The following is a 19,215-nucleotide window of genomic DNA, read 5'->3' on the forward strand; positions in this document are numbered from 1 at the left end:
TGCACCACGTGCAGCCGATGCCGGGGCGATCAAGCGAGTGGCGGTGTGGATCTGTCCGACGGCGCCGTCTGGGGAGGTGGGGATCTTCACGCCGACTTGAGTGGCGGCGATGAGGAACTCGTGGACGACGGCGTCGACCCGGTGCCGAGCGCGGCGTCATGCGTTTCGAGCACGACCACCACCTGAATATGTGGGCCCTGACCGACACGAAGATTGAGGCCGACTTCCTCTGTCTCGACGAGGCCCAGGACACGAACCCGGTCCTGGAGCAAAGTATTCGCCGCTCAGCGCACCCACGCCCAGCTGGTCATGGTCGGTGACTCCGCTCAGGCCAACTACGGCCGGCGAGGCGCTCGCCACGTGATGACCGGCTTCGACGCCACCCACCCCACCTTGACCCGCTCGTTCCGCTTCGGCCCTGCCCTGGCCGCAGAGGCCAACCGATGGCTGTCGTTCACGAAGGCCCCCATTCGGCTGACCGGCACTGACGAGATCCCCACGAGGTCGGCGTTGTCACCAGCCCCGACGCCGTGCTGTGCCGGACCAACATCGGCACAGTGACCGAGGTGATGCGACTGCTGACCGCCGGCCACCGGGTCGTCCTGCCCCGCGGCGGGCAGACGCTGACCGGGCTCGCTCTCGCCGCGCAGGACCTCAAGGAGGGCCGCCGCACATCCCACCCGGAACTGGCTCTCTTCTCCTCCTGGGGCGAGTTGCAGGACTACGCGAACTACGATCCCGCTGGCCGCGACCTCCAGCCCTTCGTGGAACTCCTGGACACACACGGCCCACAGCCCATCATCGCCGCAGTCGGCGCTCTGACCGACGAGCACAGTGCCGACGTCACAGTCTCCACCGCACACAAAGCGAAAGGCCGGGAGTGGCCCCAGGTGCGGATCGCCGACGACTTTCCTCAGCCTCCGGATACCGACCGGAACGACGACTGCGGCCGCCCGAACCCGGCACCCGTGAATGAAACGGACGCCCGACTCGCGTACGTTGCGGTGACCGCGCCCGTCGCCGACTCGATCTCGGGGGCCTCTCGTGGATCGAAAACCGTCCGGCCCCTGAGGTCCTCGTACCAACGAACAGCAAGGGAAACGACGTCTGCGATCGCAGGGACCGCGAGTGTGACGGCGAGCCCGACCAGTGAGTTACCTGCCCCGCACTTGCGCCCTGCGCCGCCCTGTCGACGTCATCGTCGGTGCAAAACCTCCTCGCCCCGACAGTGCTCAGGCGAGGAGGGAGTGAAACCGCGACAGCGTTGAACCGCAGCCCCCACCACACACCGGACCGCCGTGACCTCCCAAGACTGACTCGCCGTTCGCCGCGTGGCAGCCACGATCGTTCATACCCGCTCACCCATGCTGTTGGTACGTCGCTCTGGTGAAGACGAAGCTCCCAGCATGTTCTTCGTCTGCTGGTGGTACAGCAGTTGCACCCAAGCTGACCAGCGGAAACAGTAGATGGTGCGGCTCTCTGGCGGGGGCTGGTCCGGAAATGGTCCGGATCTTGGTCCGTATCGGCTTGCGCAATGTGCTGCTGCTGGGCGGGGCCTTCTCGGACCGGCGCTGTGATCGGCAGTGCGACGAGCTGGATTCCGCAGGGTTCAGACGTTCAGACGGCGCCGGGCAGGCAGTTGAGGAAGTCGGTCGCCTTGTGGCCTTCGGCGGTCAATGAGTCGCAGCGGAACCGTTCGGACGCTGCGGAGGCGGAGGCAGGAGCGGCAGCGAGGAGCATGTCGGCGCCAACCCCGAGGGACGACGCAGTACGTCGTAGGGGAGGAGCGGCCAGGGTCATTAGGGCCTGTTCTGAGTTGAGATCACAGGATCGGTCATTCCCGCTTCAGGAGGGCGCTGGCTGCGGTAGACCGGTCGCGTGACTCGTGGTGATCTGACCGATGCCGAGTTTGAGTTGATCGAGCCGCACCTGCCGCTGGGGGCGTTCGGACCGATCCCTGACCTGCGCAGCTACTTCAACGCGGTGATGTGGCGGTTCCGCACCGGCAGCCCCTGGCGGGATGTGCCGGAGAGCTACGGCTCCTGGTCGACGATCTACGACCGGTTCCGGATGTGGGCGCATGGCGAAGTCTTCCAGGCCCTCATGGAAACGATGATCGCCGAGGCGGCGGCCCGCGACGATGTCGATCTCAGCCTGGTCAGCGTGGACTCGACCGTTGCCCGCGCGCATCACCACGCGGCGGGCATGGTCGTCGACCCGGAGCTCCTTGAGGACCTGGAGAAGGCCGTGGCGGAAGAAAAGGGGCTGCAGCAAAGGGGCAAAACAACCCCGTAGGTGAGGGGTCCGCGGACAGGGAGGACCCCGAGCGGGAACAGCGCCGCGCCGTGCGCCGACGCCGCAGGGCCCGACTGCGGGCCGCCGAACTGGGCCGCTCCCGGGGCGGGCTCACCAGCAAGGTCCACCTCGCCGTCGAGCGACGCTGCCGCCCGCTGGCCATCATCCTCACCCCCGGGCAGTCCGCGGACAGCCCGCGCTTCATCCCGGTCCTCAAGAAGATCAAGGTGCGCGTCCCGGTCGGCCGCCCCAGGACACGGCCGGACGCGGTCGCCGGAGACAAGGCGTACTCCTCCCGCGCCAACCGCGCCCACCTGCACAGACGCAACATCAAGGCAGTGATCCCGGAAAAGGCCGACCAGGCCGCCAACCGCAGGAAGAAGGGACGTTCCGGCGGCCGCCCGGTCAGCCACGACGCCACGCTCTACAAAGATCGCAACACGGTCGAGCGCGCCATCAACAAGTTCAAGGAATGGCGGGGACTGGCCAGCCGGTACGACAAGACATCCGAGAGCTACGCCGCAGGACTCCACCTGCGCGGATCCATCCTCTGGTTACGCAGCCTGCCAGCCCTCCCGTGATCTCAACTCAGAACACGCCCTAGGCGTTGCTCCACCCGGTTGTGCTGGAATACGAGTCCAGCAGGTCCACCACGAAGACCAGGGTCGAGCCCGCCGGGATCAACGGCGAGTGCGACTGATTGCCGTAGCCGAGACGCGGGGGAACGATGATCTCGCGCCGACCGCCGACCTTCATCCCCCTCACCCCCCGGTCCCAGCCCTTGATGACCTTGCCACTGCCCAGGGCGAACTTGAACGGCTGGCCCCGGTCCCAGGAGGCATCGAACTCCTTCCCGGACTCGAAGGTCACCCCGACATAGTGGACCCTTACCACCATGCCCGGCTTCACCTCAGCCCCGTCCCCGACGACCAGGTCCCGGATGGTCAGCTCGGTAGGAGCGTCACCCTCCGGAACGTCGACCTCGGGCTTCGTCAGTTCACTCATTGCAGCATCATCACTCTCCGTCGGAAGCCGCCGCACGCACCAGCCGGACACATGGACACTCCATGCAGCAGATGGTCACGCTACCGAGAATGCCGGCCCCCGGAGCACACCAGATCCAGCAGCCACACGTGATGATCTTTCACACAGCCGATGAACGCGACCGCCACGCACAGGTTACGCAGTAATCGCCAGCAGGCGCAGCTAGGTGAAGACGCTGGCCGGGTCGCCAGCGGTGAGCAGGGCGGGCGTCGTCACGATTTTTCAGGGCGCGGGCCGGCGATCGGGGGTGGGCAGGGTTGCGTGGGCGAGGTCGGTGTCGCTGAGTTCGTGGTGGATCCCGATTTGGTAAAGCGTGCACTGGGTCACCGACAACTCGTGGCGGGGTCCGGTCGTGTGAGTGCGGGCCAGGCGTCGGGCTGTCTGCTCGGCCAGGGTGGCTCAGTCCTGGGCGAGGAGCGGCTGGCGGGCCTGGGCGGCGGTCAGCGCGATCGTCCCCGCCGCGTCCCAGGCGGTGGGGGCGGGCCGGGAAGCCGCGGTCAACTGGTGCACTTCGTGAACCGAGGGGGATGGTGATCGGTCGGCCACGGCCTTGGGGAATTTTGCGCTGGTCGAGGTCCTGCTCCGCTCCGCCGACATGTTTCCGATGACGCATCACGTGGAGTGCGTAGCGATCCTGGAGCCTGCCGCAAAGGCCATCTGACCTGCAGGTTCGGGTGGTGTGCGTTATGTGCGCTGTGGGCGTTACGGGCGATATCTTGACGCATATTCGACGCACGTGACGCACGTATGACGCACGTTCTGACGGGGCGTCACCCAGCTGATCGTGCAGGTCATGCGGGGCGGGAGGCGCAGTTCCTGAGGTCCGTCTTTGCGGAAACTTGGCGAAGATCGGTCTGGTTTTGCCGACGCTGATTGCGGCGGCGGGCGCGCTTCGATTCGTGGTTTGGCGGGCCGGGAGTCCGGCGGAGCGTGCGGTCACTAGGCGGGTCCGTAGGGGCTCCAGCCGCGCATTGCCGATGCCCGAGTACACCGTCAACTCGATCTGGCACCGCGCGCACGAGGACTACGGCATCACCCCGGATCCAGGACTCCTCACCTTCCGCGGCTCCCGCGACAAGAACACGATCGAGTCCCTGATGCGCGAGCGCAGCGTCACCCGGGCCGCAGGTGCATGCCCAGCATGACGTTCTGGTCGCTGTACATCGGGTCGCCACTGTGACCGACGACCCCGCTCACGTCTGGCTCCGCCACCTGGTCGCTGCGCGTACTGTGCGGCCGTAGACACGGGACCGAACGGCACCCCGGCCGTTGCCTGGCCGAAATTCGTGCGAAACACACCCTCCCTAGGGTCGCCCGCACGTCGGTCATGGCTGCAACGGCCGACGGGTGACCGGCAGCCCGGCGCTAACCAGCCACCTTTCACCGCGTTTTGAGGAGGAAGGATGGCTGTGCAGCCTCCTGCCGACACGCGCGCCCCAGAAGCCGCCGCGCACCCCGTCGACGTACGACCGCCCCTGCACCGCATGGTGCCGCTGAGCCTGCAGCATGTGCTCGTCGCTTACTCGGGCCTGGCCACCATGCCGCTGCTCGTGGGCGTCGCGCTGGATCTGCCGGACGACCGGATCCGGCTGCTGATCAGCGCCAACCTTCTGGTCAGCGGTCTGGCGACGCTGCTGCAGACACTCGGTTTCAAGTGGTTCGGGGCGCGGTTGCCGATCGTGATGGGGTCGACGTTCACCGCGATCACTCCGGCCGTGCTCATCGGCCAGGAGCACGGCCTGGCCGCAGTGTTCGGGGCGACCATCGTCGCCGGGCTCGTGACGGTGGCGGTCGCGCCATGGTTCGGGCGGATCCTGCATCTGTTTCCGCCGCTCGTCACCGGCTCGGTCATCGCGGTCATCGGGTTCTCCCTGGTGCCGTCGGCGGCCGGGCTCATCACCGGAAGCGGGAACGAGGACGGCAGCGGCGCGCGAGGGCTCGCCCTCGCCGCCGTCACCGTCGCCCTCGTCGTCCTTGTCGAACGGCTGGCGCCCCCCGCCATGGCCCGCTTCTCCGTGCTGGTCGCGATGGCCGCTGGTGCGCTTCTGGCCGTACCTCTGGGCCTGTTCGACGGTTCGGCGGTAGGCGAGGCGCAGGCCCTGTCGGTGCCGGATCCAACCGCGTTCGGGGCGCCCACGTTCGTCGTGCCGGCGATCGTCGCCCTTCTCGTCGTGCAGGTGGTCAACATGGTCGAGTCGGTGGGCGACACCCTCGCCGTGGGACAGATCGTGGAGCGCGGCGACGACCCGGGGACCGTGGTGAGGGCGCTGCGCGCCGATGGGGCGGCCACCGTGGTCTCCGGCGGTCTCTCGTCCTTCCCGATCGTGACGTTCGGGCAGTCCGTCGGTCTGTTGAGCGTGACGCGGGTGATGAGCCGTCATGTCGTCGCGCTGTCCGGCGCGTTGATGGTGCTGCTCGCCTTCGTTCCGGTGTTCGGGGCGGCGGTTGCGGCGGTACCGGGACCTGTGCTCGGCGGGGTGTCACTCGTGACGTTCGGCACCGTCGGCGCGGTCGGGCTGAGGATCCTGAGCCGTGCCGACCTCTCCGACGGGCGCAATCTGCTGACGGCGGCACTCGCGTTCGGTCTCGGCATGATCCCGGTCGGCGCGCCCGACTTCTACGCGCCGCTGCCGTCGTACCTGCGCACCGTCCTGGACAGCGGCATCGCGGTGACCGGGATCGTCGCCTTCACGCTGAATCTGCTGTTCCACCACACGGGTCATTCCCGTCGCCTGCCTCGTGGCAAGGAGCAGTCCTGATGTACGTCGACACGATCACCGACGTCTGTGTGTGGAGCGGCGGGCGGTGGCTGGACGCGCGGGACGTGCACGTGGCGGACGGGCGGGTGACGGCGGTCGTCGGGGCCGGCGAACTGCCCTGTGGACAGCGGGTATTGGCGGCGGCGGGCGGGCATCTGATCCCGGGCCTCGTCAACACGCATACCCACCTCCACCAGGCGTGCATGCGCGGCATCGGCGAAGGCGAGCCGCTGCTGTCCTGGCTGCGAACCGTCGGCGAGGAGACCGTCGCGCTCACTCCCGATCGCGCCTACGCAGCGGCCGCCGCCGCGGCGACGGAGGCCCTGCGCAGCGGCACCACCACCCTGGTGGACCACATGTGGCCGAACCCGTCCGCCGAGATCCACGACGCGGTGCTGCGCGCCCTGCACGACTCGGGGATCCGCGCGGTGCTGTGCCGCGGCATGGCCGACCGGGCGGACCCGTCCCGCAGGTGGGGCTTCGACCCACGTCTCATGCAGCCGCTGGACAGCGCCCTCGCGCACACCGACGAGTTGGTGGACGCCACGGCGGGCAGCCGCGTCTCGGTGGGGCTCGCCGTACCCAATCCGCGCAGCCTCACTCCTTCGGGAATGCGGCAGGTACGGACGTACGCCGAAGAGCGGGACCTGCCGGTGTCGATCCACCTCCTGGAGACGGCGACGGACGACTTGATGTGCCGGGAGCACACCGGTCAAGGAGCCGTGGAATACCTGGAGGCGGCCGGATTCCTGTGGGAGCGGCTGCTCGCCGTGCACTGTGTGGAGCTGGACGCGGCGGGCCGTGCGGCGCTCGCCCGGCACAGAGTCGGCGTCTCCTACAACCCGCTCAGCAATATGCGGCTGGGCAGCGGCATCGCCCCCGTGATCGCCATGCGGGAAGCGGGACTTCGGGTAGGGCTCGGGGTCGACGGGGCCGCCAGCAACGACACCCAGGACATTCTGGAGGCCATGCGGATCGGGGCGTATCTGCAGCGTGCAGCGCACCAGCGGGCCGATCTGCTCGGCTTCACCGAGATGCTGGCCATCGCCGCCGGCGGCGCCAACGAGGTGCTCGGGCTCGATTCCCGCGCGGACGGTGTGGTGGCCGGTGCCAGGGCCGACCTCGTGCTGCACCGCTTCGAGCGGGACTACGCGTGCCTTCCGGTGCACGATCCGGGCGCAACGCTGCTGACCTGCGCGAGCAGCCGGACCGTGGACACGGTCCTGGTGGCGGGCGAGGCGGTGGTGCGGGACGGGCGCAGTGCGCGCCTGTCCGAGGCGTTCCTGGTGGACCTGTTGTCGCGATAGAGGCCACCCTCTGGTGATCGCCCTTCGAATACGGTGGGCGGCGCCGAGCGCACAGCATCGGGGGTGGTCCCGATTTCGGCCCGTACCGCCGCCACACCGACGTCGTCGTTCGTCGTGGACGTGCTGTCGCAGTAACAGAACTGGTTCCCGGACGAAACACGGTGCCGCCAGGCTGACTTCATCGCGCATGGCCCCTGTCGACGGGGCGAATGCCAGCCCACGGCGCCGGGCCCACGGACGGGTCCGAGGCTGACCGTGCCCGCGGACCTCTGTGTGTCCGCGGTGGGGGTGCAGGGGCGGTGACTGCACCCCGTAGGACTCGGAGAACAACACTCCGACGTACTCAGGGGTACTTGCCGCGATGACTGACATCACGACGCGTGCTGTGCCGCACACGAAGCCTCAATCGACGTACGGCCTCGCCGAACTCGAGAAGGAAACCCGCATGGGCGGGGCCGGAAGCGAGACCACGGCGCGGGAGATCCGCTGCATCGACCTCTCCGGCTTCGAGGCCCGCAAGGCCGAGATCACCGAGGAGCTGTGGGCGGCGGCCACGGACATCGGGTTCTTCCAGCTGGTCAACCACGGCATCGAACAGGCTTTGGTGGACGAGGCGTTCTCGAACGCCGAGGGATTTTTCGCGCTGCCCGAGGCCCACAAGGCCCGGCATGGGCTGAAGAAGGGCCTCAACTCCGGGTGGGAGTCCATGACCCAGGTCAGGCCGTCCGTCGGGACACCGGACCAGAAGGAGTCGTACCAGGTCACCCGCCCTCACATGGAGGGGCTCTGGCCCGACGACGTCCTGCCTGAATTCCGGCTGCGCGCCCTCGACTTCGAGGCGCGCTGCCGCGAGGTGGCGATGCGGGTCCTGTCCTGCTTCGCGGACAAGCTGGGCTTCGACAGCGACTTCTTCACTCGCGCCCACGACCCGCGGAGCGAGCACTACCAGTCCACCCTGCGGATGCTGCACTACTTCGCGCTCCCCGAGGACGCCGAGCCCGACCCGAGCGTGTGGCGGGCCGGTGCGCACACCGACTTCGACTGCCTGACGCTGCTCTTCCAGCGGGACGGGCAGGGCGGGCTGCAGGTGTGCCCGGGAAAGGAGGCTGCGGCACAGGAGTGGACTCCCGTGGTGCCCTCGGCCGACGCCGTCACCTGCAACATCGGCGACATGCTGATGCGGTGGAGCGACGACCGGCTTCCGTCCAACTTCCACCGGGTCAAGTCCCCGGGCCCCGGCGAGGACCGGGGCGCCCGCTACAGCATCGCCTTCTTCGCCCAGGCCGATCGTGACGTGGTGATCGAGGGGCCGGACGGCCGGTATCTGCCGATCACGGCGGAGCAGTATATCCAGCAGCGCATCGCCGCCAACTTCGCACGGTAAGGGGTCTGTTGTGATGATGTCCGCGAAGGAGCGGGCGCCGTTCGGGCGGCTCGCGGTGCTGGGTCTCCAGCACGTTCTGGTGATGTACACGGGCTGTGTCACGGTGCCGCTCGTCTTCGGCGCGGCCGCCGGGCTCGATGCCTCGACCATTGCTCTGCTCATCAACGCGGACCTGCTGGTCGCGGGCGTCGTCACGATGATTCAGGGCGCGGGCGTCGGGCGGGTGCTCGGCGTCCGCATGCCCGTGATGGCCGGCGCGGCCTTCACCGCCGTGACGCCGATGATCCTGATCGCCGGTGAGTACGGGCTCCAGGCCGTATACGGTTCGATGCTCGCCGCAGGACTCTTCGGCCTGCTCGTCGCCTGGCCGTTCGCCAAGGCAGCGCGCTTCTTCCCGCCGCTGGTGAGCGGTGTGGTGATCACCGTGGTCGGCCTGGCGCTGATCGGTGTCGGCGTCAACCTTGTCGTCGGCAGCGACCCCAAGGCGGCGGACTACGCGGCGCCGTCGCGCCTCGCCCTCGCCGCCTTCGTCGTCATCGTGATCCTGCTGGTGGCGAGGTTCGGCCGGGGTTTTCTGGCCCAGACCGGTGTCCTGCTCGGGCTGCTGGCCGGTACCGCGGTCGCTGTACCGCTGGGTCTGGTGGACCTGTCCGCCGCCCGTGGCGCCGACTGGATCGGGCTGTCTGCTCCGTTCCACTTCGGCGCGCCCGAGTTCCCGCCGGTCGCGGTCATCTCCATGTGTGTCGTGATGCTGGTCCTGTTCGCCGAGTCGACCGCGGATCTGATCGCGGTCGCCGAACTCACCGGCAAGGAGCTGACGACCGCGGACATGGCGCGCGGGCTGGCCGCCGACGGCCTGTCGGGGGTGCTCGGCGGAGTGATGAACGCCTTCATCGACACCGTCTTCGCCCAGAACGTGGGCCTGGTGTCGATGACCCGGGTGCGCAGCCGTCATGTGGTCACCGTCGCGGGCGCCATCCTGGTTGCCCTGGGCCTGGTTCCCAAGCTGGGGGCGGTGGTGGCCGGGCTGCCCGGACCGGTCGTGGGCGCGGCGGGACTGGTCATGTTCGCCACGGTCGCTGCCGTCGGCATCAGCACACTGCGGAAGGTCGAGTTCGAGGGAACGCACAACCTGCTGATCGTCGCCGTGTCGATCGGCGTGGGCATGGCGCCCGACGTGGCACCGGACCTCTACTCCCGTTTCCCGGACGGTGTGCGCATCGTGCTGGGCTCACCGGTGACGAGCGCGACCCTGATCGCGTTCGGGCTGAACCTGGCCTTCAACCGGACCCGCCCGGCACGCACGGCGGAGGACGAGGCAGAGGCAGAGAAGCAGACTCGGCCGACGTCCACCACTCCGGCGGAATACGTCCCATAGCGCGGGTAAGGGCAGGGCAAGGGCAAGGGCGCGAGGTCGTTCAGGCTCTCGACGTCCGGCGGATCGGGCAGCGCGCAGGCATCGCCACGAATCGGACCTGCTGGAGTGGCCGACCAAGATGATTGAGCAGCTATCGTCGACTGCGGCTGCCGCCACCCGCCTGAGTACGGGGACTCAGGCCCCTGCCACCGAGCGCGCCGGGGATCTTTGGAGGGTCGGTGGGAGCGTCCGCCACGGCGTCCTTCAACCGCCGCGTACCTACGGTCTCGCATTGATGGAGCGCGCACTCTGGCGCATGACCAGGTGTGTGCCGAGCATGACGCTCTGGGCGGAGTGCAACGGGTCGTCGCGGTGCAGCGCCATCCGCACCGCGGTGCGGCCCAGTTCGTCGAAGGGCACGTGCACGGAATTCAGCGGTGGGTAGAGGTCGGCGCAGATCGGCTCGTCGTTGTAGCCGATGAGCGACAGGTCGTCCGGAATGGACAGGCCGGCCTCGCGGGCGGCGGCCATCGCGCCGGCAGCGAGGTAGTCGTCGAAGCAGAACACCGCGGTGTACGGCAGTGGCCCGGAGGCCAGGTGGGTGCGCACGGTCTCATAACCGAACGGCCGGTCGGCCCGTCCGACGTAGAGGAGTCCCGGATCCGGGGTGATGCCGTAGTCCTCATGCGCGCGGCGGTATCCGGCGATGCGCAGGTTGGTCGTGGTGTGGTCATGGAGGCCGCCGAGGAGGGCGATGCGCCGGTGGCCCAGGGACAGCAGGTGGCTGACGGCGGCGTGGGCGCCGCCTTCGTTGTCGTAGTCCACGACCGTGATCGGCAGGTCGGGCGCGGGGGCGGGGCGACCGCAGAGCACCAGCCGGGAGCCGCTGGCGTCGAGGACGCGGGCGAAGCGGGAGATGCGCTCGGCGTAGTGGGGCGTGACGAACGTTCCGCCGATGAGCACGACCGCCTCGGTGCTGTGCTGGCGCAGTGTCTCCAGCAGTGCCATCTCCCGGTCCGGGTCGCTCCTGGTGGAACAGACGATGCAGAGCCGGTTCTCGTTGATGGCCTGCTCTTCGATGCCGCCGGCGACCCGGTTGTGGAACTGCCAGGACAGCGACGGCAACAGGATCGCCACGGTGCGTGAGTGCGGTGCCGACAAGGCGCGCGCCTGGGCGTTGACCACGTAGTCGAGATCTCTGATGGCCCGCTGCACGCGGGCCTGAGCCGTGGGGGAGACCGGGCGGTTGCCGGTCAGAACCCGGGAGACGGTCGCCGGGGAGACGCCGGCCCGGGCGGCGACATCGCGGATGGTGGCGGCACGCGGAGCCGCGTCCTGGCTGTCGTGCATATCTGAAGTATACGGTTGCCTGTCTGTTTCCTCTGGAGCCAACGGGCTCACTTGAGCATCCCCACGGTGAGGCCGGCCTGGATGCGCCGCTGGAGCATCAGATAGAGGGCGATCACGGGGACGGCCGCGATGACGAGTCCGGCGAACAGGGCGCTCCAGTCCGCCTCGTAGCCCTGCTGGCTGGACAGGCTCGCCAGGCCCTGGGACAGGACGTACTTGTCGCGGTCGGTGTTGAGCGCGACCGGCAGCAGGTACTGGTTCCACATGCCGAGGAAGTTGAAGATGCCGACCGACAGCAGACCGGGCTTGGCCATGGGCAGCATGATTCGGAAGAATATGGCCTCCTGCGAGGCGCCGTCGATGAGGGCGGCCTCGGCGACGGCCGTGGGCAGGGTGCGGAAGAAACTGGTCAGGAAGAAGACCGTGAACGGCAGCGCGTACGCCGTGTAGACCAGGATCATTCCCTCGTAACTGCCGAGCAGGCCGAGGTTCTTGACGATGAAGAAGAGCGGGACGAGGGCGAGGACGACGGGGAAGGCCATGCCGGCGACGAACGTGTAGTAGATCAGCCGGGATCCGGGGAAGGTGAACCGGGCCAGCACGTAGGCGACCATCGAACCCAGGATCATCGTGAGGGCCAGCGCGCCGAACACGACGATGAGGGTGTTGACGAAGAAGTCGCCGATGCTCGCCTTGGACCAGGCCCGGGCGAAGTTGTCGGCGTGCCAGGTGCTGGGGAGCTGCCACGGGTTGCCGAACAGCTCGCTGTTGTCCTTGAAAGCGCTGATCAGGGCCCACAGCAGAGGCACGGTGGACAGCAGGGCCCAGACGGCGAGCAGAGCGTGGGTCACGCCGGTGGCCAGGGGAGCGCCGGGGCGGGTGCGGTGGGGCGAAGTCGTCGTCGGGCCGGCCTCAGAACTCGATCGTTCGGCCAGGGGGGCAGTGGGGCGGGTGCGTTGGGGCGAAGTCGTCATCGGGCCGGCCTCAGAACTCGATCGTGGTCTTCTTGCGGGAGGTGCCGAAGGTGAGCGCCGTCATCAGCAGGCTCAGCAGGCTCAGCAGCACACCGATCGCGGTGGCGTAGCCGAAGTTGCCCTTCTGGAACGCGGACAGGTAGAGGTACTGGGACAGCACCATGGTGGAGTTGTCCGGTCCGCCGGAGGGGGCGAGAACCATGAACAAGGCGAACGCGTCGAGCGCGTGGATGCCCAGATATATCCAGGCGACCTGGACGGTCTCCCGCAGCAGCGGCAGGGTGATGCGGGTCAGTGTCTGGAACCGTCCGGCGCCGTCCAGTTCGGCGGCCTCGAAGATGTCCTTGGGAATGGACTGCATCGCGGCGCTGAACAGCACGACGTAGAACCCGACGCCGGCCCAGACCAGCACGCCGATCAGCGCCCACAGCGCGACGGTCGGGTCGCCGAGCCAGGAGTGCGCCAGCCCGCCCAGCCCGATTGCCTCCAGCCCCCCGTTGAGCAGCCCGATCTGAGGGTTGTAGATGAACTGCCAGAGAACCGCCGTGATCACCACGGGGAGGATGTGCGGAAGGAAGTAGACGCGGCTGTAGAAGGCCGAGCCGCGGACTCCCGCCACCTTGCCCCCCGAGCCGCCGACGTTGAGCATGGCGGCGAAGAACAGTCCGAGCGCGATCGTGACCAGCGGCACCACCACCAGAAGCAACCCGTTGTGAGCCAAGGCCCGCCAGAATTCCGGGTCCTGAAGCAGGCGCTGGAAGTTGTCGAACCCGACGAAGGGCTTGTCTGCGGTGAACCCCGACCAGCTGGTCAGCGAGATCTGGAACGCCTGCGCGTAGGGGGAGACCACCAGCACCGCGTACAGGGTGAGCGGCAGTGCCAGGAAGAGAAGGATGATGCGGGTTTTTCCGTGGTTCACAAACGACTCCGGAAGTAGGGAGACGGGATCTGCCGCCCCAACCTCGTGAGGGCGGCAGATCGGATCCGGCTAGCGCTTGAACTTCGTGATGGAGGAGTCGGCGGCGACGGCGTCGGCCTTGGCCTGCATCTTGGAGAGGAAGACGGCCGCGTCGGTGCGCCCGGCGAGCAGGTTGGCTATCTCGGTCTTCAACGTGGTGGCCAGGTCGGCGTACCAGCTGGGGAACAGGTAGGAGAACAGGTCGTCCCCGGCCGCGTCGATGGCCTTCGTCACCGATCCCAGCGCGGTGGAACCGAAGTCCTCCTCGCCCGTTGCCCCCTTGACGACGGTGAGGGCATGGGTCGTCTTCGTGAAGTTGACCGCTGCCTCCTTGGAGAGCATCGTCCGCAGGTACTCCTTGCCGCCACGGACGTTCTTGGCCTTGGCGGGCACGACGTAGATCTCCCCGGCGACGGCGTGCAGCGCGGTCTGCGGCAGGCTGCCGGTCTTCGAGAGCGGGGGGACCGTGCCGAAGACCATGTCGAACCCGTCCGGGGTGATCGCCTTCATCTCGTTCTCGATGAACGATCCGGAGTGGTACAGCGCGGCCTTGCCCTGCACCCACGCGGTCTGCGCCTGGGTGTGGTCCAGTCCCTCGCTGCCCTTGAGGAAGTACCCGGACGAGGCCAGCGAGGCGATTGCCTCGGCGGCGGCCTTCACCGGCTCGGCCTGCCACGCCTTGGCTTCCAGATTGTCGATCGCCTTGATCACGTCGACCCCGCCCTGCTTCGCCGCGAGCGCCATCAGCGGGCTGAAGAAGTAGTCGGGCGCCGTCGTGCCGCCGTACGCGAACGGTGCGATGCCCGCCTTCTTGATCTTGGCGGCCAGCGCGGTCAGGCCGTCCCAGGTGGTCGGCCAGGTCCACCCGTGCTTGTCGAGCAGTGTCTTGGAGTACCAGAAGCCGCTGACGGTGAAGACGTACGGAAGACCCATCACCTTGCCGTCGAACGTGGCGGGGTCCAGCGCGCCCGACAGGAGGGTGTCCTCGACCGTGGTGTCCGGGTCGTCGGCCGAGGGGGCCTTCAGCAGGTCGGACAGGTTGGCCAGCTGACCGTCGGCAACCAGCGTGCCCAACACCATCTTCTTGGCACCACTGTTGTCGACGACGTCCGGCGGGTCGCCGGCGACGAACCGCGGCTGCAGTTCGGTCCCGATCTCGGTGATGCCGGAGTGGCTGACCTTCGCCTTCGGGAACTTCTTGGCGTACAGCTTCTCGTCGAACTTGGCGTAGTCGTCGCTGTAGCCGCCCTTGAAGACGACGACGTCCAGCGCGGCGTCCTCAGCGACGCCGAACGGGTTGGCGGCGGTGACCTTGCCTTCAGCCGCAGTGCCGCTGTCGCCGCTGGAGCCGGCGCACGCGGCCAGCAGGCCGGCGGCGGGCACGGCGAGAGCGACGGCCGCTGTGGATCTCAGCAGGGCCCGCCGTGAGAAGGACGGGGGGAGGGTGTTCATTGGTGCCTCTCCTTGATTGCGATGGGGACGGTGCTGCGATGGGGTCGGCGCCGGACAGGCCGGGTCAGGCCAGCAGCGCGAGTTGGTCGCCGCGGATGAGCCCGTGCAGGGGCTGGTCGGCGGCGAGGCGTTCGATCTCGGCGACGGCGAACTCGCCGAGCCGACGTATCTCGGTGCCCATCGCCCCGGCCACATGTGGCGTGACCGTGACGTTGGGCAGTGCCAGCAGCGGGTGGCCGGCGGGCAGGGGTTCGGGGTCGGTGACATCCAGCACGGCGTCGATCCGGCCGGTGGCGCAGTGTTGGAGCAGCGCCTCGGTGTCGATCAGCTGTCCGCGCGCGGTATTGATCAGGACGGCGCCGTCACGCAGCAGAGCGAGACGGCGGTCGTCGAGCAGGTGGTGGGTCTCGGGCAGGGCCGGTGCGTGCAGGCTGACCACGTCGCTGCGGCGCAGCAGGTCGTCAAGCTCGACCAGTTGCACCTGTCCGGCCGGAAGCAGCTCGGCCGCCGCGCGCGCCTCCAGGGTCGGGTCGCTGACCAGCAGCTGGAAGCCGTGCGGGGCGAGCAGCTCCAGAACCAGACGACCGGTCCGGGAGGCGCCGACGACCCCGACGACCCGTTCGTGGTTGCCGGTGTCGTCGGCGAGCTTGTTCTTGTAGTGGCCCCGCGAGTACGCGTCGGCCAGTCGGAAGGCGCGCTTGCCCGCGAGCAGGATCGCGCTGACGGTGTATTGCGCGACCGGGAAGGCGTTGGCGGAAACCGCCGAGGAAACGAGGATTCCTCGCTCCCAGACCTCGGGCGTGAGGTGGTGCTTGACCGACCCCGCGGCGTGCACGATCGCGCGCAGCCGGAGTGCGGCGTCGAGGACGTCGCGGTCGACGAGGGGACAGCCCCAGCCGGTGAGGAGCACGTCGATGTCCGACAGGCGCTCGCCGGCGGCCGGATCGGTGAAGTCGGTGATGACGTCGGGCTGTACGGCCGCGCTCTCTTCCAGCCGGGCGACGAGCGCCTCGGTGAGGGCGAGTGCGGCGACCTCAGGCTGCATCGCGATCGCGACGGTCATGCGGCGGCTCACCGGTTCACTGCTCCTTGGGAAAGGTGGTTGCTCCTGTGTGTGCAACCGGTTTCATATTTGGGCGTCGTCAAGGTAGAGGCCGTCGAGACGCTGCGTCAAGAGACGGCGGTGAGGAGACGATTTCGCCATGAAAATCGGCTAAGAGTTGGGAACGATGACGGTCGGAGAGATTGCCTCTCATGATGAAACCGGTTTACCGTCCCCGCCAACTGACCTGCCCCAGCTACCGGGGGGAGCTGGCCCACCGTCCACCGCGGACGTCTGCGTCCGCCTGACCACACCCCGCACGGGGTGCGGAGGGGATCCCCGATGCTCACTCGCCGACAGTTGCTGCAAGTCGCCAGCGCCACAGCCGGCATCACCCTGGGCCTGGCCGCGACCGGTGCGCCGCCGGCCTTCGCCGCCGATGAGTACGACACCCTGCGCCTGCGCTGGATCGACAAGACCCTGCTGGGTACCGGCTACGACTCCTCGGACGAGCCGTTCGCCACCCTCCTCGCCCTCATCGGCAGCACCGCGACCGGCTTCCTGACTGACATGAACCCGACCAGTGCGTCGCTCTGGGACGACCTGCCGGTCGGCAGCGTCAGCGGCAACGTCACCTCCAGCTATGCGCGCCTGAAGTGGATGGCTCAGGCGTGGGCCTTCGACGGCACCGGGCTGACCGGGGACGCCGATCTCCTCTCCGGCCTCCTGACCGGCCTGGACTGGATGTACGCCAACGCCTACACCCCGACGACCACCACCTACGACAACTGGTGGGACTGGCAGATCGGCGCACCGCGCCTCTCGCTGGACATCTCCTGCCTGGTGTACGCCGAGCTCAGCAGCGGCCAACTCGCCAATTACTGCGCGGCGGTCGACACCTTCGTGCCGGATTCGGCGGTCTCCTCCTACAGCGGGGTCAGCACCGGAGCGAACCGGGTCGACCTGTGCCGCGTACTCATCCTGCGCGGCGTCCTCGCCAAGAGCTCAGCGAAGATCACCACCGGGGTCACCGGACTCTCACCGGTGTTCCCGCTGGTCAGCAGCGGCGACGGGTTCTACGCCGACGGCTCGTTCATCCAGCACACCACCGTGCCCTACACCGGGTCCTACGGCTCCGTTCTGATCAGCGGACTGGCCGGCCTGCTGTCGCTGCTGGCGGGATCGAGCTGGGAGGTGACCGACGGCAACCGGCAGCTCCTCTTCGACGCCGTCACCGACGCCTTCGCCCCGTTCCTGTTCAACGGGCTGATGATGGACGGCGTGTCCGGGCGGGCGATCAGCCGCGGCGTCAAGGTCGTCGACAATCCGCTGGGGATTCAGCAGGACGACCATGTTCGCGGCCATCTCATCATCGGAAGCATCCTGATGCTGGCGGACGCCGCCTCGGACACCGAGGCCGCCACGTGGAACGCGATGGCCAGAGGCTGGCTGGAGCGCGACTACTGGGCCCCGCTGCTCGAGGACTCGGACCAGACGCTTCCCGTCCTGGCGCTCGGCAAGTCCGTTCTCGAGGACACCTCGATCACCCCGACCGCCGAACCGGTCGCCGCCCGGGTCTTCGGCAGCATGGACCGCGCCACCCACCGACGCGGCTCCTGGGCCCTCGCCGTCTCCATGTGCTCAGGTCGGACCGCGTTCTACGAGTGCATCAACGGCGAGAACCTGCACGGCTGGCACACCAGCTCCGGAATGACCTACTGGTGGGGCGACACCTACGGCAACGGCCAGTACTCCGACGCGTACTGGCCGACCGTCGACCCCTACCGCCTCCCCGGCACGACCGTGTCCCGCATCCCGCTGTCGGACGGCCAAGGCGGTTCCCGGCCGGCGCCGTCATCCAGCGTCGTCTGGGTCGGCGGCGCCACCGACGGCACCTACAGCGCGCTCGGCCAGGACACCCGCGGCCTCGGCTCCACACTGGTAGCCAAGAAGTCCTGGTTCTGCCTCGACGACCAGGTCGTCTGCCTGGGCGCCGGGATCACCGCCACCGACGGATACACCGTCGAGACCACTGCCGACAACCGCAACCTCGGCGCCACCGCCTCCAACGGGCTGGTCGTCGACGGGGTCACCCAGTCGACCACGCTGGGCTGGTCCGCCACCTTCACCGGCGCCTCCTGGGCGTCGATCAACGGGGTCGGCGGCTACGTCTTTCCCGGCGGGGCCACCGTGAAGGCGGTGCGCGAGGCCCGCACCGGCGCCTGGAGCGACATCAACACCGAGAGTTCGACCACCTCCCTGACCCGCCGTTACCTGACCCTGTGGTTCGACCACGGCACCGATCCCACCGCCGCCGCCTACAGCTACATCCTCCTGCCCGGCGCCACGTCCACGGTCACTGCCGCCCGCGCCGCCGCCCCGACGGTGAGCGTCCTGGCCAACACCAGCTCCATCCAGGCGGTCACGGACACCGCCACCGGCGTGACCGCCGCCAACTTCTTCGCCGCCGGCACCGCAGGCCCGATCACCGTCTCGGCCCCCTGCTCCGTCCTCATACGGGAGTCCGACGACGCGCTGTCGGTCAGCGTCGCCGACCCCACCCGCGCCGCCGCCACCATCACCGTCACCATCAACCGCAGCGGATACACCAAGGCCACCGCGGACGACGGCGTCAGCGTCGTCGGCCTGTCTCCCCTCACACTGATCGTGGAGGTCGGTGGCGCGCAGGGCGCCTCCCGCACCATCACGTTCGGCACCGGCACGACCGTCACCGCCGGCGGATACACCAAGCTCACCCCGACCGCGGACGCGTACGTCCGCGACGGCTCCTACGCCACAACCAACTACGGCAGCTCCACCGACCTGGACATCAAGTCCACCAGCAGCACCGGCTACAACCGCCGGTCCTTCCTCAAGTTCGACCTGTCCGGCCTCGCGGCCACGCCCAGGCGCGCGGTGCTGTGGGTCCAGGGGGCCACCTCCGATTCCGCCGGCACCCAGGCCATCGTCACCGGGTACGCGGTGAGCAGCGACAGCTGGACGGAGACCGGCCTGACCTGGAACACCCAGCCTGCGCTGGGCAGCGCGCTCTCCTCCGGCTCGATCGGTAGCGCCAAGGACTGGATCCCGATCGACGTCACCAGCCACATCCAGACCCAGTACGCCGGCGACGCGACCGCGACGGTCGCCCTCGACGAGGCCTCGGCCGGGGTCCTCGTCCTCCTGGCCAGCCGGACCAATTCCACGAATCCGCCGTTCTTGCAGGTCATCACAGGATGATCTGTCTGATGAAATTATAGGCAACCGGTTGCACGCTGGGAGGCTTGATCCAT

12 protein-coding genes and 2 pseudogenes are annotated in these 19,215 nt (G+C 68.4%); 8 read left to right on the plus strand and 6 right to left on the minus strand.

What is annotated here, in order from left to right; translation table 11 throughout:
• Positions 1–146: 146 nt before the first annotated feature.
• Both SMIR_RS37465 and SMIR_RS37470 read left to right on the plus strand, forming a co-directional pair.
• A pseudogene (locus SMIR_RS37465) lies at positions 147–1,153 on the plus strand (3'-5' exonuclease); the annotation flags it as partial.
• Positions 1,154–1,878: 725 nt separating this feature from the next.
• Positions 1,879–2,876 (plus strand): annotated as a pseudogene (locus tag SMIR_RS37470) (IS5 family transposase).
• A gap of 19 nt (positions 2,877–2,895) precedes the next feature.
• On the opposite strand, the gene SMIR_RS37475 reads toward SMIR_RS37470, so the two are convergent.
• On the minus strand, positions 2,896–3,300 hold the full coding sequence (locus SMIR_RS37475) for an FKBP-type peptidyl-prolyl cis-trans isomerase (RefSeq protein WP_054229571.1): 405 nt from the start codon (positions 3,298–3,300) through the stop codon (positions 2,896–2,898).
• A gap of 1,016 nt (positions 3,301–4,316) precedes the next feature.
• Here SMIR_RS37475 and SMIR_RS37480 point away from each other — a divergent pair.
• The 5 genes from SMIR_RS37480 to SMIR_RS37500 all read left to right on the plus strand — a co-directional run bounded on the left by SMIR_RS37480 (position 4,317) and on the right by SMIR_RS37500 (position 10,167).
• A complete protein-coding gene (locus SMIR_RS37480) occupies positions 4,317–4,484 on the plus strand; it encodes a hypothetical protein (protein ID WP_168489225.1) in 168 nt (55 codons plus the stop codon).
• Positions 4,485–4,742: 258 nt separating this feature from the next.
• Positions 4,743–6,098, plus strand: a complete 1,356-nt coding sequence (locus SMIR_RS37485; RefSeq protein ID WP_168489221.1) for a uracil-xanthine permease family protein — start codon at positions 4,743–4,745, stop codon at positions 6,096–6,098.
• Positions 6,098–7,405 (plus strand): amidohydrolase family protein, encoded by a 1,308-nt coding sequence (locus SMIR_RS37490; RefSeq protein WP_212728028.1) that lies wholly within the window; start codon positions 6,098–6,100, stop codon positions 7,403–7,405. Before SMIR_RS37485 ends, SMIR_RS37490 begins: the two co-directional genes overlap by 1 nt.
• Positions 7,406–7,766: 361 nt before the next feature.
• Positions 7,767–8,789, plus strand: coding sequence for an isopenicillin N synthase family dioxygenase (locus SMIR_RS37495; RefSeq protein WP_168489217.1), 1,023 nt, complete (start codon positions 7,767–7,769; stop codon positions 8,787–8,789).
• Between the two features lie 13 nt (positions 8,790–8,802).
• Positions 8,803–10,167, plus strand: a complete 1,365-nt coding sequence (locus SMIR_RS37500) for a nucleobase:cation symporter-2 family protein (RefSeq protein WP_249938549.1) — start codon at positions 8,803–8,805, stop codon at positions 10,165–10,167.
• Between the two features lie 258 nt (positions 10,168–10,425).
• Here SMIR_RS37500 and SMIR_RS37505 read toward each other — a convergent pair whose 3' ends face one another.
• From SMIR_RS37505 to SMIR_RS37525, 5 genes are all read right to left on the minus strand, one after another.
• Complete coding sequence (locus tag SMIR_RS37505) at positions 10,426–11,496, minus strand: LacI family DNA-binding transcriptional regulator (RefSeq protein ID WP_168489215.1); 1,071 nt, start codon at positions 11,494–11,496, stop codon at positions 10,426–10,428.
• A 47-nt stretch (positions 11,497–11,543) separates the two neighbouring features.
• Positions 11,544–12,470 carry a carbohydrate ABC transporter permease gene (locus SMIR_RS37510; RefSeq protein WP_168489212.1) on the minus strand — a complete coding sequence of 309 codons (927 nt, stop codon included), beginning with the start codon at positions 12,468–12,470 and terminating at the stop codon, positions 11,544–11,546.
• A gap of 10 nt (positions 12,471–12,480) precedes the next feature.
• A complete protein-coding gene (locus SMIR_RS37515; RefSeq protein WP_168489210.1) occupies positions 12,481–13,389 on the minus strand; it encodes a carbohydrate ABC transporter permease in 909 nt (302 codons plus the stop codon).
• A gap of 69 nt (positions 13,390–13,458) precedes the next feature.
• Positions 13,459–14,880: an N-acetylglucosamine/diacetylchitobiose ABC transporter substrate-binding protein gene (gene ngcE / locus SMIR_RS37520; RefSeq protein WP_212728029.1), complete on the minus strand. Its 1,422-nt coding sequence runs from the start codon at positions 14,878–14,880 to the stop codon at positions 13,459–13,461.
• A 64-nt stretch (positions 14,881–14,944) separates the two neighbouring features.
• Complete coding sequence (locus SMIR_RS37525; protein WP_249938550.1) at positions 14,945–15,955, minus strand: hydroxyacid dehydrogenase; 1,011 nt, start codon at positions 15,953–15,955, stop codon at positions 14,945–14,947.
• Positions 15,956–16,264: 309 nt separating this feature from the next.
• Here SMIR_RS37525 and SMIR_RS37530 point away from each other — a divergent pair, with 309 nt between their 5' ends.
• Entirely contained in the window at positions 16,265–19,162 is a 2,898-nt protein-coding gene (locus tag SMIR_RS37530) for a polysaccharide lyase family 8 super-sandwich domain-containing protein (protein ID WP_212728030.1), read from the plus strand.
• The last annotated feature ends 53 nt before the right edge of the window (positions 19,163–19,215 follow it).

It is taken from the genome of Streptomyces mirabilis (assembly GCF_018310535.1).
GTDB lineage: Bacteria > Actinomycetota > Actinomycetes > Streptomycetales > Streptomycetaceae > Streptomyces.